Genomic DNA, 15,117 nt, shown 5'->3' on the forward strand with positions numbered 1-15,117 from the left:
GAACAGCTTAACAAACTTTGAGGACATTTTTGCTAAAATTTTACCAAGATTTTTATGAATGAACCGCATGGTAGAGGGGGCAGAGGGTGCAGTGGAGGAGAAGAGAGAGATTAAGCAATCATTAATTTCAATAAAATCTGAATATTTAGCAAAACAATTTAAGTTTTTTAAATGAGTAGTTCGTTGACAGCTACGCTAAAACCTGCAAGTACAGTTTGAGTGTTAACAACTTCATCTGCATTAAACAACAGCCAGCGTTCCCCGGCATTCACAAATATTAATCTAGCTTCAGGAAAAAGCAGCCAGACTTCTTGACAGCCCGACTCCAAATATTCGTGAGCTTTTGCAAATAATTCTTCGCCGCTATCTTCGGGAGAAGCAACTTCTGCTATCAAGGGAAAACTTTGGGAAAATGCTGTAAAATTGCCTGATTGTGGCAGCAGTTCGGGAGTAATGTAAGCGATATCTGGTCGGCGGCCCTGCTTGTTAGTGCGACAAAGTATTTCGGTCAGAACTTCTCCTCCCTGTCCGCTGGAATTTTGGTAATTTCTCCAGGATGTAGATAGTTTAGATTGAGCCAAACTGTGTTTGAATGTCATTCCTGTTTTCTCTACTAAGTTGCCGTCAACCCATTCCATTCTATCAGGCGGTTTGACTAAAAAATCTTCGAGAGATATGATTGTTTGTGGATCAGATTTGGGTTGAATTTGTGGTGTATTTTCTAATTCGGGCGGTGATTCTGGCGGTGATTTTTTGTCGGCATTTTTTGGTATGATTATAGTAGCTGTCACGATCGCAACCTCTCTTTGAATATTTTAAGTTTACAGGAGATTAGCCTTTGATGACTGGATTAAATAAGGTAACTTCTATGATACTATCAAACCGATTTTCTGAAGCCCTCACCTATGCCGCCGAATTGCACGCAACTCAAGTCCGCAAAGGTTCTGGTGTTCCGTATATCGCTCATTTGTTGGGTACTGCTAGTATAGCTTTGGAATATGGCGCCAATGAAGATGAGGCGATCGCAGCTTTGCTTCATGATGCGATCGAAGATCGAGGCGGCCCCACCACCCGCGAAGCCATCCGCAACCACTTTGGGGATACCGTCACAGCGATTGTAGACGGCTGTACCGACAGCGATGCGACACCGAAACCCCCTTGGCGCGATCGCAAACAAGCTTATATCGATCGCATTTCTCAAGCTTCCCACTCCGTCAGATTGGTCTCGGCGGCTGATAAACTTTATAATGCGCGATCGATCCTGAAAGATTACCGTGAATTAGGCGATCGCGTTTGGGAACGCTTCAAAGGCAAAAAAGATGGTACTCTCTGGTATTACAATTCTTTAGTAGAAGCATTACGCCAAGCTGAATCTACACCAATCGTTGAAGAATTAGCCCGCACAGTTTTAGAATTGAACAAGCTTTCCGAAGATAAAAGGTAAAAGCCATAGGACTAATGCCAACTGGCACATATCGTAGGTGCGTCAAATCTGGAACCCTAGATAATCGTTGTATAACTTCGTCTGACGCACCCTAGAGGTCTAGCAGATAACTAATAACCAGTAACCAATAACTACTAACAAATGGCAAACGTTCGCTTAGAAAATATTACTAGACGCTACCAAAATGTCACCGCGATTGAAAACATCAGTTTCAAAATCCCGGATGGAGAATTTTGGGTATTAGTCGGGCCTTCCGGCTGCGGAAAGTCTACAATTATGCGGACAATTGCAGGTTTGGAAACTGCAACTTCTGGCAATCTTTATATTGGAGATAATTTAGTTAATAACATTCCGGCGAGACAGCGCGATGTCGCAATGGTATTTCAAAATTACGCGCTTTACCCGCACATGACTGTCGCCGAAAATTTGGCTTTTGGATTGCGGATGCGGAATGTTGATGCTGCAAAAATTAAAGAAAGAGTCGAAATTGTAGCCCGATCGCTGTCGATCGATCACCTCCTCAACCGCAAGCCGAAACAGCTATCAGGCGGACAGCAGCAGCGGGTAGCACTCGGAAGGGCGATCGCCCGCGAACCCAAAGTATTTCTTTTAGACGAACCGCTTTCTAACCTCGACGCCCAACTGCGAGACGACACTAGGGCCGAACTCAAACAACTCCATCAAAGGCTGGGAATTACCACAGTTTATGTCACCCACGACCAAGTAGAAGCGATGACTTTAGCTGATAAAATTGTAGTTTTAAATGGAGGCAAAATTCAGCAAATCGGAGACCCGCAAAGCATTTACGCTAAACCAGCTAATCGGATGGTTGCCACATTTTTAGGCAATCCTGCTATGAACATTTTACCTGCAATTTATGCAAACGAATCTTTTCAGGTAGGAAGTCAATCTTTAGCCTGTCCGCCCTCGATTCATAAAAGATTGCAGGCGAAAGAAGGACAAGCATTTGATTTGGGAATTCGTCCAGAAAATATAGAAATCTTTACGCCACAAACAGCAGAAGAGGATGATTTCAATAGGGATATTTGGGCTTTAGAAAAAGTCCCTCTCGATGTAGAGGTAAAAGTAGTTGAACCTCTGGGGCGAGAAATTTTAATCCGGGCGAGTTTACCTGCGTTGGGTGCTGAAACTACTGTACAGTTACAAGTACCGGCGGGTGTTCGCTTGCGTCCGGGCGATCGGCTGACGGTACAGCTTGACTTCGATCGACTATTTATTTTTGACCCATCCACCGGCGAGGCGCTGTATCCCTAACCGCATTAAATCTCAAAGGTCAAATAGATTTGATTTATGCACTTGCAACCTCAGAAACCCGGTTTCTACGAATATTTCTCGTTTCTCGTTGCAAATTTTTCTCAGAAACTGGGTTTCTAGCCCCGGCTTTCTGCGATCGCAGTCGGTAACTCCTGTTCCATCTCAAATCTCAAATCTCAAATCTCAAATCGCTCGACTGTTCCATCCACAGGCTAGGTCTCAGTCTTCTTCACAAAACTTTACACTTGACGTTTCGGAATTTACGCAGTAATGATAGAATGATTGTATTGCGAAAAAAAATCATCCCTCTAAAGGCGTACTTTTGTGAACGGGCATCGCGACCAAAAACTTCGCATCTGCGCTCGAAAAGCGGCAATCCCGCCGCATAGGGATTAACTGGCGAACCAAAAACTCCGAAAAACTTTCTAGCGGCATTTCTTAGATGAATCCCGATAACCTGCCTCAAATGCTGCAAACTGGATTTCACCTAACTTTAGGTGCAACTTCCTTTTTACTTGAGACACTGCAAGATCCCCAGAAGCGAGAAGAAAATCTGGACAAACTTCGTCAGTCGGATTTAAGTCCACTAGCTTCGGAGTTGGTTGAAAAAGGAGAAATGACCGATCGAGAAGCCCGTAATTTTGTCGATACTATTTTCTCTCAACCAGGCGATCGGGAGAATGCACGCAGCGAGGAATCCGGATCGCATCAGCAATCGGATACAGCAACTGACACTCCTCCCGAGTTGGTTGTACAGCCTGATGTAAAACTAGAGATTCAAGAATTAACTGCACAGATGGCAGCGCTCAGAATAGAGTTGGAAAATTTGCGCGCTGAAAATTACCCTGATTAAAGGATCAAGCATCTTTAACACAGCCCGAATTGAGTTGGAAACCCACTTGCAAACCCACTTGCAAACTTATTAAACAGAACCACAATTTAGTCGTTGTCCCAGTTTTCAGTACCGATTAAGTCGGCGATGCGATCGCGCAACAAGAAATCGCATTTTTCCAATTCTCCTTCTACGCAAGCCCATTCTCGGGGCGGAATGAACTGACACAGTGTGTAAATAGGCTGTTGCCTGCTGAGTACGCCTTCATGGACGAGGTGACGTGCTTCGTCTTGGATAACATCTAAAGAGTATTGGATTCTGATAGTTGACTGAATCATAATGCGCCCTCAAGGTTTTACTACTAAAAAATTATGGCCCTGTTAATAATATAATCCAAACTTAGGATTATGGAAGTTAAATTTTTTTCTGTATACTGAGATACTGTTTGCAGATTAATTTGAAAAACTTATAGAGATGATGAGCGAGCAATGGGATCTGCTTGGGGATTTTGAGACGTGGCAGATATTCCAGGCTAACACGCGAATATACGGCAAAGCTTCATTCAGGACTTAGAAAGTTGCGACAGATTCCCGGTTTCTGGATGCTGCGCCGCAAAAGCAAAATTTTTGACAGAAACCGGGTGGATCGATTTAAGTGCTGATGAAGCCAAGGAAAGACTCAGCAGTCTGGCAGATCAAGCATTCCCCGTTTTGTTAATGCCGAACAGCAACTCTAGAGTGAGAGATTGCGCTGCGGGCATTTGTCCGAAACAAAATATATAAGGAATAGTCGGAGGCAAGTGCGGCAAAAATTGTTCTAAAACGTAGGGACTTCCGTAAACTACCACAGCTTGCAGTTCTCCCGTCTTTAATAAATTCTTAAACCAATCTTGAGCCGCTTGGGTCAATCCGGCACTACCTCGGAAGCAATTGCCGCGAATGAAAATTTGCAGCAGTGTCGGAGAAAAATGCTCTGCGCTTGAATTATGACTCAAATCGCCTGTCCGATCGTCAATTAGTTGCAATTCGTAACCAAACTGTTCGGGAATAGCGATCGCCGGAGTGTGTTTTCCCAAAAACTCGCAACCCAAAACATCATCTACCACAATCAAATTCCGCAAAATTTGCTTTTCCGAGGGTTTTTTAGCCACTAAAGGCAAAGCGCCACCAAATTTTAAAGAATCTCGCAAAATATCGGCAGCCGTCGTCCTTGCCTCTGCTGTTGCCAGCAAAATTAAGTCGCTGGAACTCCCACCCTTGCTCAGAGGCGGTTGAGGGGGGTCGAATTTGGGATTTGTCGCTGTTTGGTCGATCGACAAACCCACTTTAATTTTCGCCTTCCAGATTCGATTGACAGATTCCTTGATTTGTGCTATGTCGAGTCGCCCTAGAGTGACAGCTTCGCAGACAGCCAGAATCGCCCCTTCTGGGTCAAGCGGCATCAGCAAAACATCAGCACCAGCCTCAGCGGCCAAAACAGCAGCTTCATTAGCGCCGTACTTATTGGCGATCGCACCCATCACCAAAGCATCAGTCACAATCAAACCATCAAATCCCAACTCTTCCCGCAGCTTCCCGATCAAAATTTTGCGAGAAAGAGTAGCCGGAAACTGGTCATCCCAAGCCGGAATCAGCAAGTGAGCACTCATCACAGCATCGACCCCGGCGGCGATCGCCCCTACAAAAGGAGGCAACTCGATCTCAGCCAATCGATCGGGCGAATGCGACAAAACCGGCAATTCCAAGTGAGAATCAACCGCCGTATCTCCGTGGCCGGGAAAATGCTTAGCCGTAGTTAAAATCGGGTGTTCACCTGCACCGCGAATAAAAGCACTTGCCAATTTTCCGACAATTTCCGATGTCTCGCCAAAAGCGCGGACGTTAATCACAGGATTGTCGGGATTGTTGTTAACATCGACCACCGGTGCGAGAATCCAATTGAGACCGATCGCCCTAGCTTCGATCGCAGTCACAGCCCCCATTTGTTCCGCATAGCGATCGGCTTTACCTGCATCGTGCCGCGCAATTTCAGCAATAGCCATCGGCGGCCCAAACCAAGTCGCTCCGGCGAACCGCTGGCCGACACCTTCCTCAATATCAGCAGCCAGCAGCAGCGGAAATTTTGCCCAAGACTGCAATTGGTGCGATCGAACAGCCAATTCCGCAGCACTTCCCCCCACCAAAATCACCCCACCCACGCCCAAATTTTCCAGATAATAGCGGAGTTTGTCGGCCGTTGGTTCCCAGGCTCGATAGCGAATTTGGTGGTCAAACAAGTAGCCTGAAGCGCGCACCACGAACATCTGGGCTACAAGTTCGGGTAAGGAAAGATTGTCAATCATTCGATTTTAGATTTTAGATTTGGGAATTGGGAATTGGGAATTGGGAATTGGGCATTGGAATCATAGATTTGGACACTCGCATTACATAATTCCAATGCCACCGGACTTGAGATTAATCCTCGTCTTCTTCTAAATCATCATCATCATCATCATCATCATTTGCCAATTTTTCGCCATCATCCGTCAATTCTTCGTTGTCAAACATACCTGGTTTGCGATCGGCAGAAAGCTGATTCAGCAGTATCACCATTTTATCACCCCGTTCCAGGGAACGGTCTTCGAGAAATATCACTTCCGGCGTCCGACGCAGTTGTACCCGCTGGCCTAACTGGTTGCGGACATAGCTAGTTGCCGATTTCAAACCTTCCATAGTCTCGGCCTTGGCCTCATCAGTACCGTAAATGCTGACAAAGATTTTTGTATGCTGAAGGTCTCCCGAAACAATGACATCGGTAACGCTAACCATACCTGCACCGACTCGATCGTCCTTAATGCCGTTGATCAACATCAGGCTGACTTCCCGCTTAATCATTGAAGCTACGCGCTCTATGCGACGACTTGTAGCCATACCAATTATCCCCTACTTTTATATCAGCCATTTTCTATCAATTCTTAGTTTGACACAAAGCCGTAGGCGGGAGTTCTGCCAAAAGTACGCCACAATGAATTTTGGCTAACCTAGCCGTGTCCCGATCGCCAATAAAAACATAAAAACTATGGATAAAGAATTTACCATCGGTCAAAAAGTCCGAGTTGTGGCGATGCCACCTTTCGTGAAAACTGCCGAACCGATGCCGATGCTGCGGCCTGCGAATGTAATTGCGATCGGGGCCCAGGGTGTTGTGATCGATCGGCGTCCCGGCAATTATTGGGGCATTCGATTTGAAAAAGGTGCTTTTCTCTTAGACAGTCAGTACATTGAAGCTGCTATCAGTTGACTGTTGGCAGTTGGCAGTTGACAGGAAAGCAGTTGGCGGTTGGCTTGTTGAATAGTTGTCATTGGTAATTGGGAATTGGTAATTGGGAAATTCTCCCTCTTCCTTCTCTCAACGGGAGCATCTCAGTTTTGCAAGAAGCATTTTTTCTTACAGTGCGAGCGTCCCCGCTCGCGTGTGTACAAGCACGCGAGCGGGGACGCTCGCACTATAGCAAAACTGAGATGCTCCCCTCTCAACTGTCAACTGTCAACTGTCAACTGTCAACTATTCAAGAAGCTAACTTGGTCTCAAAACCCAAAGAATCAACCGAAAATTCTCCCAAAACTTCCTCTACAATAGGAGAGCCAAAAGTAAAAGTTTGAGGCTTTCCCAAATAATAACCTTGACCGTAATCTACCCCAAGTTCCTTGAGTTTATCCATAACTGCTTGACTTTCCACATACTCGGCAATAGTTTTAATTCCCATGGCGTGGGCAATTTTGGTAATAGCTTCAACCATGACAATATCAATAGGATTCTCGGCAAGATTCTTAATAAAATTGCCATCTATTTTGATATAGTCAACAGGCAAATTTTTCAGGTAAGCAAAAGAAGACATCCCGCTACCGAAGTCGTCCAAGGCAAACTGGCAGCCGAGTTCCTTGAGTTTCCAAATTAAGCAGGCTGCTTTGCTGAGATTCGCGATCGCCACGGTTTCGGTAATTTCAAAACAAATTATTTCCGGCGGTATTTGATAGAGAGAAAACTGCTCTTGAATAAAGTCGATGAATTTTTCTTCGTTAATGCTGTCCCCAGAAAGGTTGATCGCATAAAGGCTAGAATATTTGTCAAATGAAGATTGTGAATTAGATAAGGAACAGTAGGCAGGCAATGTAACTATGTTATCGCTGTCTGCCCCCGGGTTTTGGACTAAGAGATTTGCTGTAAAAATTTGAGATAAATTGCTAAATAAAGTGCGAATTACCCAGCGATCGATCGCGTGCATCAAGTTATAGCGTTCGGCTGCCGGAATAAATGCCATTGGTGAGACTAACTGACCAGTCTGAAGTTGAAGGCGGAGGAGGATTTCGCAGTGGGTGCTGGTGGTCGGAGAGTTGAGCAAATGTACGATCGGCTGAGAGTACAAGCGAAACCGATTATCTTCTAAAGCTTGATTGATTTCGACCACCCACTGGGTTTCGCCGTGCTGTTTGATTAATTCGCGATCGCCCGGTTGATAAACCTGCACCCGATTGCGGCCTTTATTTTTAGCAGCATAGCAGGCTAGATCTGCCGCGCTCAACACCGCAGATGTGGATACTGTTTTGGGATTAATTGCCACCAAACCGATACTGACGCCGATCGCAAAAGTTTTGTCCTGCCACGCAAACCGAAATTCCTGAATGTTTTGCAGTAGCAATTTTGCAACATCTAAGCCCTGTTCTGGCGGACAATTGTACAGGAGTACAGCAAACTCATCGCCGCCCAGGCGCGCCAAAATATCGGTTTTGCGGATATTGCTTTTAAGTAGCTGGCTGACTTGGCGCAGCAGTTCGTCGCCTGCAACGTGACCAGAAGTATCGTTAACTATTTTGAAGCGATCGAGATCCAGGTAAAGCATCACGTGTTCTTGACCGTAACCTTGAGAACTGTGCAGGGCGTGTTCTAGCTGGTACTCAAATTCGTGACGGTTAACCAATTGCGTCAGGGGGTCGTGAGTTGCCTGCCAGGTGAGTTGTCGCGCTTGAGTTCGCACTTGGGTGACATCTCGAAATACAACGACGGCCCCGACAATTGTGCCGTTGCTGGCGTGGATGGGGGCGACGCAATGGTCGATCGCAAATTCGCGGTTGTGGCGCGCAATCAGCAAGCTGTTGTGTCCTTGGTCAACAATCCGACCTTCGTACAAAGCAATTTGGGCGATATTTTCGATCGGCATCCGAGTAGTTTCGTCAACTATTCTCAACACGCCCGCGAGGGGCAAACCTTTAGCTTCTGAGGTTGACCAACCCGTGAGTTTTTCGGCAACTGGATTGAGGGTAGAAATGTAGCCGTGGCTGTCAGTAGCAATTACTGCATCGCCGATCGATTGCAGAGTAACTTGAGCTAGTTCTTTTTCCTTAAAAAAAGCTTGTTCCATGCGCTTGCGATCGCTAATATCCCGCTGCACGGATACCCAGTGAGTCAGGTTTCCCGACTCGTCAGCAATGGGTACGCTGTTGAGTTCCACCCAATAAGTTGAACCGTCTTTGCGGTAGTTGATCAATTCCAAGCGCAGGGGTTCTCGGCGAGAGAAAGCGCGGCGAATTTTGGCAACTTGAGCGCCATCGCTGTCGGGCCCGCGCAGACAACTCGGTGTTTGGCCGATAATTTCTGCGGGCCGATAACCGGTCATTTGGGTAAAAGCTTCGTTGACATAGATGATGGTGGGATCGGAGATATCGCTGTATCCCGCATCCATAATTACGATCGCATCGTTAGCGTTAACTACGGCAGATTCTAACAGTTGCAGCCGCACCTCTGCCTGCTTGCGGGTAACGATTTCCTGTTCCAGTCGGCTGTTAGTCAAGCTCAAAGATGCGATCGCTTTTTGCAATTCGCTAGTCTGTTCTTGGACGCTGGCGTGCAAAACATCGATCGCCCCGGACATTTCCATCGGGTCAAGTACGCTCAGTAAAGTGCTTTGAGTAACTATTCCCAGCAGTTCTCCGCCTTCGGCAGTGACTACTAACCTGCGGACTAAACGCTGCTGCATTTCCTGATGAGCCACCCAAAGCGAGTCTTCTGGCTTGAGACTAAATAAAGGGCTACTCATTACAGTTTCGGCGATCGTCTGCGACAAATCTATATCTAAAGCTTGAAATTCGACAATATCCCGTTCCGTGACTATACCTAGAGGAATTGGGAACGACAAATTCATCGATAATTCTGTTGGCGCTGTAATTACCACGCAGCTAACGCGGTGCTGCGCCATCAACTCGGCTAAACTGATAACTGACGAGGTAACAGGCGCTTGAATAACTTGTGCAGTCATTACTTCTTTCACCAGGCGCATTTTTAAGATATTTGCCGGTTCCACCATCCCTTGGCGAATGCTTTCTGGCGTAATTACTCCTAAAAGTTGACCGTCACTGTCTAATATTGGCAAATGGTGAATTCGTTGTTGCCCCAACAGAATTAAGGCGCTAAAAATGTCTCGATCTTCACCTTTCGTCAGAGTTGCAGCAGGCTGCTGCATAACTTCTGCGATCGTAACATTTTTTAAGTTTTTGCCCGATGCAATCAAATCGACGAGATCCCTCTCGGTGAAGATTCCTTGCAATTGGGAATTTTGAGCAGATTGGGAGTCGGATTTTTCGAGGGATTGTTCGACGACAAAGACGCAGATACCTCTGGCGTCTCTGAGGGCGCTTGAGGTGAGGGGATTTGGGATTTCTGTGAGTTGCGGGTAGATATCGGTGGGTGGAATGTCTGCGTTTAGAGAGCAACTTCCGCGCCGTTGGCCCATCAGGGTAATGACTTCTGCTAATGGGGTATCGGGCGCAACTGTCAAGGGGTAGCGGTCAATTACTTGATCTAAAGTCGGCAGATGCTTGGAGGAATCATTTTTTATCATAGGATTTAATTCATTTTGGCGATCGTCGCACAGACTCTACCACAGTCATAAAAAGCCCTGCTTTCCATGCAGTGCGTGGATTTTTACAGCGCTGCTGAGACATAATTAAAATTTTTTGTTAAAAATCCACCCGATGTGTGGTTGGCGAGCTGGCGGGTGACAGCTCTGCCTCTACCTCTAAAGTTATAACCGTATATGGATTTTAAGTGTGCAAATTCTGTCCAATGACAGTTTTATTAACAAATATGTATTGGGGGAACTTTTTTCGATAGAATCAACCTATAACATCATTCATCACTAATCATATCCATCTTTAGAAGCAAACGTCTGTTTGCTGTCCGGGCTAACCTAGAAAAGGTAACTACAAAAACAGACCGTATTAAGTTCGGCAGTGTTAAGTTTTACGATATTAAGTTTTGCGAGCTTTTCTAGACCACCTGCCAGTTGCGGAGGACAATGAATATCACAGCAGGTCTGTGAATTCGATCGCAAATTTGCGAAAACGACCGTGGTAAGCTTGTAGATATAAACAGAAGAACTTAAACACCAAGTCTGGCGAGGAAAAGGGATTATGAAACGCCATCTATTAGCCGCAACTTTTTTAATTACTCCCCTACTGTTGGCCGGGCCCGCTAGCGCTGCAAATCCCGCTCACGTCAAGCAGCTACTCTCCACTGGGCAATGCTTTGGGTGTGACTTGTCAGGAGCAAATTTGGCGGAGGCTCATTTGATTGGTGCAGATTTGAGAGAAGCGAATTTGCAAGGCGCAAACCTCTCCAATGCTAACCTCGAAGGCGCTGACTTGACCGGCGCTAACTTGACGGGTGCCAACTTAACCGCAGTTTTCCTGACTAACGCCAGTTTAAATGGCGCAGACCTCGATCGGGCAAATCTGACAGCCGCCATCATCAACACCGCTGACGTATCAGGCGCATCAATGGAAAACATGACTATTACTGATGCCAAAATCTACAATACCCAAATCGGCGTAGGCGGCAGCTACGAGCAGTAAACTCTTTTAAATAATGCGAAGTACCAATTTTAAATTAAAAAACCCGGTTTCTCTCCAGAAACCGGGTTTTTAGTCTTTTTGTAGGTGCTCAGTATTGTAGGGTGCGCACTGCGCACCTTACGGCTGATGAGTATTGTAGGGTGCGCACTGCGCACCTTACGGCTGATGAGTCAAACCACTTTTTGCATTTAAATATTCAACACCTAAAAACCCAAATCCACAGCAATTCGATGGGCACAAGCAAACCCAGAAAATGCCACCGCATTTAAACCCTGTCCGGGAAACGTACTATCGCCCACACAATACAAACCAGGCATAGAAGTTCGATTAAACGGCATCCCCAACAAACCCATTAACTTCTGGCGGGGAATCGGCCCGTAAGTTCCATCTTCCCGGCCCAAAAAGCGGCGGTGAGAACGCGCCGTCCCAACTTCCATATAATCCAAACCAGCATCTAAACCCGGAAAAATCTTTTCTAATCTGTCAATAATTCGACCGCCCGCCTCTTCTTTTTTATCCTCGTATTCCTGTGGCGAAAGTCCTTCCCACTCTTCCATCCAACTCGAAGTAAAAGCATGAACAATGTGATATCCTGCCGGAGCTAAATCTGGGTCGAGTACCGTCGGAATTGATACTAAAATAGTTCCTTCTGGCGCTTCCATTTTGTCCCAATCTTCTAACAAAATGTGGTGGCAGGCAGTACCAGCAGGGATGACGCTGGCTTCTACTCCTAAATGCAAGCTCAAGAAACTGGGGGCTTTTTGATAGCGCTGCTGCCATTTCTTCTCGCTAGCTGGCATCTCTTCAGCAGGTAGCAGTTTCTCGAAAGTATCCCAGCGGGTGGCGTTAGAAACTATCCGCTTTGCCCGGTAAACTTCGCCGGTTACTAGCTCGACTCCGACAGCGCGACCGTTTTCTGTGATAATTTTTTTGGCTTTAGCTTTGTACTGAATTTTTCCGCCACATTTTTCTAATCCTTCTACTAATTTTTGGGCAATTTGACCGACTCCGCCTTTGGGATAATTGATGCCGCCGTAATGTCTGTCAGAAAATACCATTCCGGCGTTAATCATCGGCGTTAAGTCTGCGGGTACTACAGACCAGTAGTAGCATTCCATGTCGATAAATTTCAGCAAAGTCGGGTCTTTTATGTAGCGCCGCGCTATGTCGCCAGTATTTTGAGGGAGATATTTTACTAATCCCAAACAGGCTAAAGGATTCTGAAAAAAGACTCGAACTAGATATCCAGGTTCTTCTAGGGATAGCAATTCCATGCCGTTGAGGCAGTTGAATACGTTCCAGCATTCGCCGTAAAATTTCTGGATGCCTTCGCGCTCGTGAGGAAACCTGTCAATTAATTCTTGCAAGTATTTGTCATAAGGCTGGGGAACTTCCAGATCGAGACCTGAGGGTAGGTGATAGTGAAGCTGTACCGGGTCGGGGATTGTTTCTAGGGTGACGTTGACGGCTTTGAGGGCGCGGGTGAGGAGGTTGGTGGTGCCGCGCTGTCCGAACCCAAATATCATGGAGGCTCCGACATCAAATCTGTAGCCTTCTCGATCGAAATATCCAGCACTACCCCCCGGAATTGTGTAGCTTTCGAGCACCAAAACTTTGGCCTTCTTGGCTGCTAGCTGGGTTGCAGTCACGAGTCCGCCAATGCCGGAACCGATGACTATCACATCAAACTCTTGCTCTGTCGGGCGGGAGTTGGCGGAGAATAACTGGGATTGGGTAGGGGCTGACATTAGGTTAAAAATCTTAATATTTCTACAATTTTACAGTCGATCGCTCCAGAAGGAAGAAGGAAGAAGGAAGAAGGAAGAAGGAAGGAAGGAAGAAGGAAGAAGGAAGAAGGAAGAAGGAAGAAGGAAGAAGGTTAGAAATACTAATTTTTGACTTGCAATGCCCAATGCCCAATGCCCAATGCCCAATGCCCAATGCGCCATGCGCCATGCGCCATGCGCCATGTTTCAAAAAGAAATGCTTCAAAAAAAATGCGGGAACAGTCTACCATTGCCGACTGCCCCCGTCTGCCTATCCTTTGAGAGGAGAACACTAAAAATTACTATAGCCTTGTTGCTAATTTATGTCAATACTATTGAAAATATATTTCAATAAAGTGACGAAGGTCTACAAACAAAGAGACTTATAGGATTTTAGATTTTAGATTCAAAGAATGGAAGATTGTGATAAGTTGCACAGAGCGATCGTTAGCGAAGTCCGCCCCTACGGGGGGCTACGCCAACGAAAACGATCGCACCGCATCAAATCCTTCAAATCTAGCAATTTCCCCAATTTCCTCATGCCCCTGCAACTGCGCGTTTACGTTCCGCCCCACCCGTTAATTAAACATTGGCTGGCTGTCGCCCGCGACGCCGCCACCCCATCGGTACTTTTTCGTTCTGCGATGACAGAATTGGGACGCTGGCTGGCCTACGAGGCAATTCGAGATTGGCTACCGACAGTGGAAGCAACGGTGCAGACGCCTTTGAGCCCATGTGCGGCGACGTTTATTAACCCGGAAGCTCCGTTGGTTGTGGTACCGATTTTGCGGGCTGGTTTGTCACTGCTGGAAGGAATTCAGACGGTTGTGCCGCTGGCTTCGATTTACCATCTAGGTATGGCGAGGAATGAGGAGACGCTGGAGCCGACTTGTTATTTGAATAAATTGCCGGCGCAGTTTAACCCCCAAACGCGGGTGATAATTAGCGAGCCGATGCTGGCGACTGGCGGGACGATTGTGGCGACGATGCAGGAATTGATTTCACGGGGAATTGATCCGAGTTTGATTCGGATTATTTCTGTGGTGGCTGCTCCTCCGGCTTTGAAGCGGCTGAGTACGGAGTACCCGAGTTTGGTTCTTTATACGGCAACGATCGACGAAATAGTCAACGAACAGGGGTTTATTGTACCTGGTTTGGGTGATGCGGGCGATCGAACTTACGGCACATAAACCAGGGAATTTTGGATTTTGGATTTTGGATTTTGGATTGACTCGACAGATAACTGTGGGGCTTATATCCGTGTTTGGGTGAGGCGAGCAGTTTCTGGAATTGGTTGCGGAATCTCCGGCAAAAAAAGATGGGCCTGGCGCAGGTAAAAGCAGGCACAGATAAAGTTAAAATCCAAAGTAGAAGTCAAAAATAAATAGCGTTTAGCACTCATTGCCCGTGAAACTTGATTCTGTACCGCCAAACTCGTCTGCTTCTGACTCAGAAACCCCCAATTCTGATTTGCAACCACAAGTACAACTACAAAAACTTAAAGAGACTTCTGAGATTTGTGCTGCTTTAACCCCGGAGCAGGCAGAAGTTTCAGTGAGTGCAAACCCCGATATCTGTCAGGAAGAAAAGCAACTGAAGCCGAAGCACTGGGCAATTTTTGCTTCGACTTTTGTAACTATCTTTTTAGCTGAAGTTGGAGATAAAACTCAAGTTGCGATTTTGTTGATGACGGCTGAATCTCGGAATCCTTGGATTGTGTTTGCGGGTGCGGGTTCGGCTTTGATTGCAACGAGTTTGTTGGGAGTTTTGCTGGGAAGGTGGCTGGCGACTCGAATCGATCCGAAAACTTTGGAGAAGGCTGCGGGAGTTATTTTGTTGGCAATTTCGGCGATTTTACTTTGGGAAGTGGTGGGTTAAACTATTTTAGATTTTGGATTTTGGATTTTAGATTTG

14 protein-coding genes are annotated in these 15,117 nt (G+C 46.3%); 8 read left to right on the forward strand and 6 right to left on the reverse strand.

The window, feature by feature from the left end:
• Positions 1–167: 167 nt before the first annotated feature.
• Positions 168–791, reverse strand: coding sequence for a Uma2 family endonuclease (locus tag JGK20_RS02085; protein WP_293229135.1), 624 nt, complete (start codon positions 789–791; stop codon positions 168–170).
• A 77-nt stretch (positions 792–868) separates the two neighbouring features.
• Here JGK20_RS02085 and JGK20_RS02090 point away from each other — a divergent pair, with 77 nt between their 5' ends.
• From JGK20_RS02090 to JGK20_RS02100, 3 genes are all read left to right on the forward strand, one after another.
• Entirely contained in the window at positions 869–1,444 is a 576-nt protein-coding gene (locus JGK20_RS02090) for an HD domain-containing protein (protein WP_293176004.1), read from the forward strand.
• Between the two features lie 141 nt (positions 1,445–1,585).
• Positions 1,586–2,719, forward strand: coding sequence for an ABC transporter ATP-binding protein (locus JGK20_RS02095; protein ID WP_293176006.1), 1,134 nt, complete (start codon positions 1,586–1,588; stop codon positions 2,717–2,719).
• Positions 2,720–3,161: 442 nt separating this feature from the next.
• Positions 3,162–3,572, forward strand: a complete 411-nt coding sequence (locus tag JGK20_RS02100) for a hypothetical protein (protein ID WP_293176008.1) — start codon at positions 3,162–3,164, stop codon at positions 3,570–3,572.
• A gap of 86 nt (positions 3,573–3,658) precedes the next feature.
• Here the strand turns inward: JGK20_RS02100 and JGK20_RS02105 are convergent, their stop codons facing one another.
• The 3 genes from JGK20_RS02105 to rbfA all read right to left on the reverse strand — a co-directional run bounded on the left by JGK20_RS02105 (position 3,659) and on the right by rbfA (position 6,460).
• Positions 3,659–3,889: a DUF4327 family protein gene (locus tag JGK20_RS02105; RefSeq protein WP_293150704.1), complete on the reverse strand. Its 231-nt coding sequence runs from the start codon at positions 3,887–3,889 to the stop codon at positions 3,659–3,661.
• Between the two features lie 356 nt (positions 3,890–4,245).
• Positions 4,246–5,892, reverse strand: coding sequence for a glycoside hydrolase family 3 N-terminal domain-containing protein (locus JGK20_RS02110; protein ID WP_293229138.1), 1,647 nt, complete (start codon positions 5,890–5,892; stop codon positions 4,246–4,248).
• A 112-nt stretch (positions 5,893–6,004) separates the two neighbouring features.
• Positions 6,005–6,460, reverse strand: a complete 456-nt coding sequence (gene rbfA, locus JGK20_RS02115; protein ID WP_293217163.1) for a 30S ribosome-binding factor RbfA — start codon at positions 6,458–6,460, stop codon at positions 6,005–6,007.
• 148 nt (positions 6,461–6,608) lie between these two features.
• On the opposite strand from rbfA, the gene sipA reads away from it, so the two are divergent.
• Positions 6,609–6,830 (forward strand): regulatory protein SipA, encoded by a 222-nt coding sequence (sipA, locus tag JGK20_RS02120; RefSeq protein WP_293176014.1) that lies wholly within the window; start codon positions 6,609–6,611, stop codon positions 6,828–6,830.
• A gap of 268 nt (positions 6,831–7,098) precedes the next feature.
• Here the strand turns inward: sipA and JGK20_RS02125 are convergent, their stop codons facing one another.
• A complete protein-coding gene (locus JGK20_RS02125; RefSeq protein ID WP_293229141.1) occupies positions 7,099–10,425 on the reverse strand; it encodes an EAL domain-containing protein in 3,327 nt (1,108 codons plus the stop codon).
• Positions 10,426–10,996: 571 nt separating this feature from the next.
• On the opposite strand from JGK20_RS02125, the gene JGK20_RS02130 reads away from it, so the two are divergent.
• The gene (locus tag JGK20_RS02130) at positions 10,997–11,437 is read left to right on the forward strand and encodes a pentapeptide repeat-containing protein (protein ID WP_293229144.1); all 441 of its coding nucleotides are present in this window, start codon (positions 10,997–10,999) and stop codon (positions 11,435–11,437) included.
• A gap of 203 nt (positions 11,438–11,640) precedes the next feature.
• Here the strand turns inward: JGK20_RS02130 and crtH are convergent, their stop codons facing one another.
• A complete protein-coding gene (crtH, locus tag JGK20_RS02135; protein ID WP_293176020.1) occupies positions 11,641–13,185 on the reverse strand; it encodes a carotenoid isomerase in 1,545 nt (514 codons plus the stop codon).
• On the opposite strand from crtH, the gene JGK20_RS02140 reads away from it, so the two are divergent.
• From JGK20_RS02140 to JGK20_RS02150, 3 genes are all read left to right on the forward strand, one after another.
• Positions 13,109–13,336, forward strand: a complete 228-nt coding sequence (locus JGK20_RS02140; RefSeq protein WP_293210356.1) for a hypothetical protein — start codon at positions 13,109–13,111, stop codon at positions 13,334–13,336. The two genes, crtH and JGK20_RS02140, sit on opposite strands and share 77 nt — an antisense overlap.
• Before the next feature lie 406 nt (positions 13,337–13,742).
• Positions 13,743–14,393, forward strand: coding sequence for a uracil phosphoribosyltransferase (upp, locus tag JGK20_RS02145; RefSeq protein ID WP_293176030.1), 651 nt, complete (start codon positions 13,743–13,745; stop codon positions 14,391–14,393).
• Positions 14,394–14,610: 217 nt separating this feature from the next.
• Positions 14,611–15,081, forward strand: coding sequence for a TMEM165/GDT1 family protein (locus JGK20_RS02150; RefSeq protein ID WP_293229146.1), 471 nt, complete (start codon positions 14,611–14,613; stop codon positions 15,079–15,081).
• Positions 15,082–15,117: the final 36 nt, after the last annotated feature.

The organism is Microcoleus sp. PH2017_05_CCC_O_A (assembly GCF_020738785.1).
Lineage (GTDB): Bacteria > Cyanobacteriota > Cyanobacteriia > Cyanobacteriales > Microcoleaceae > Microcoleus.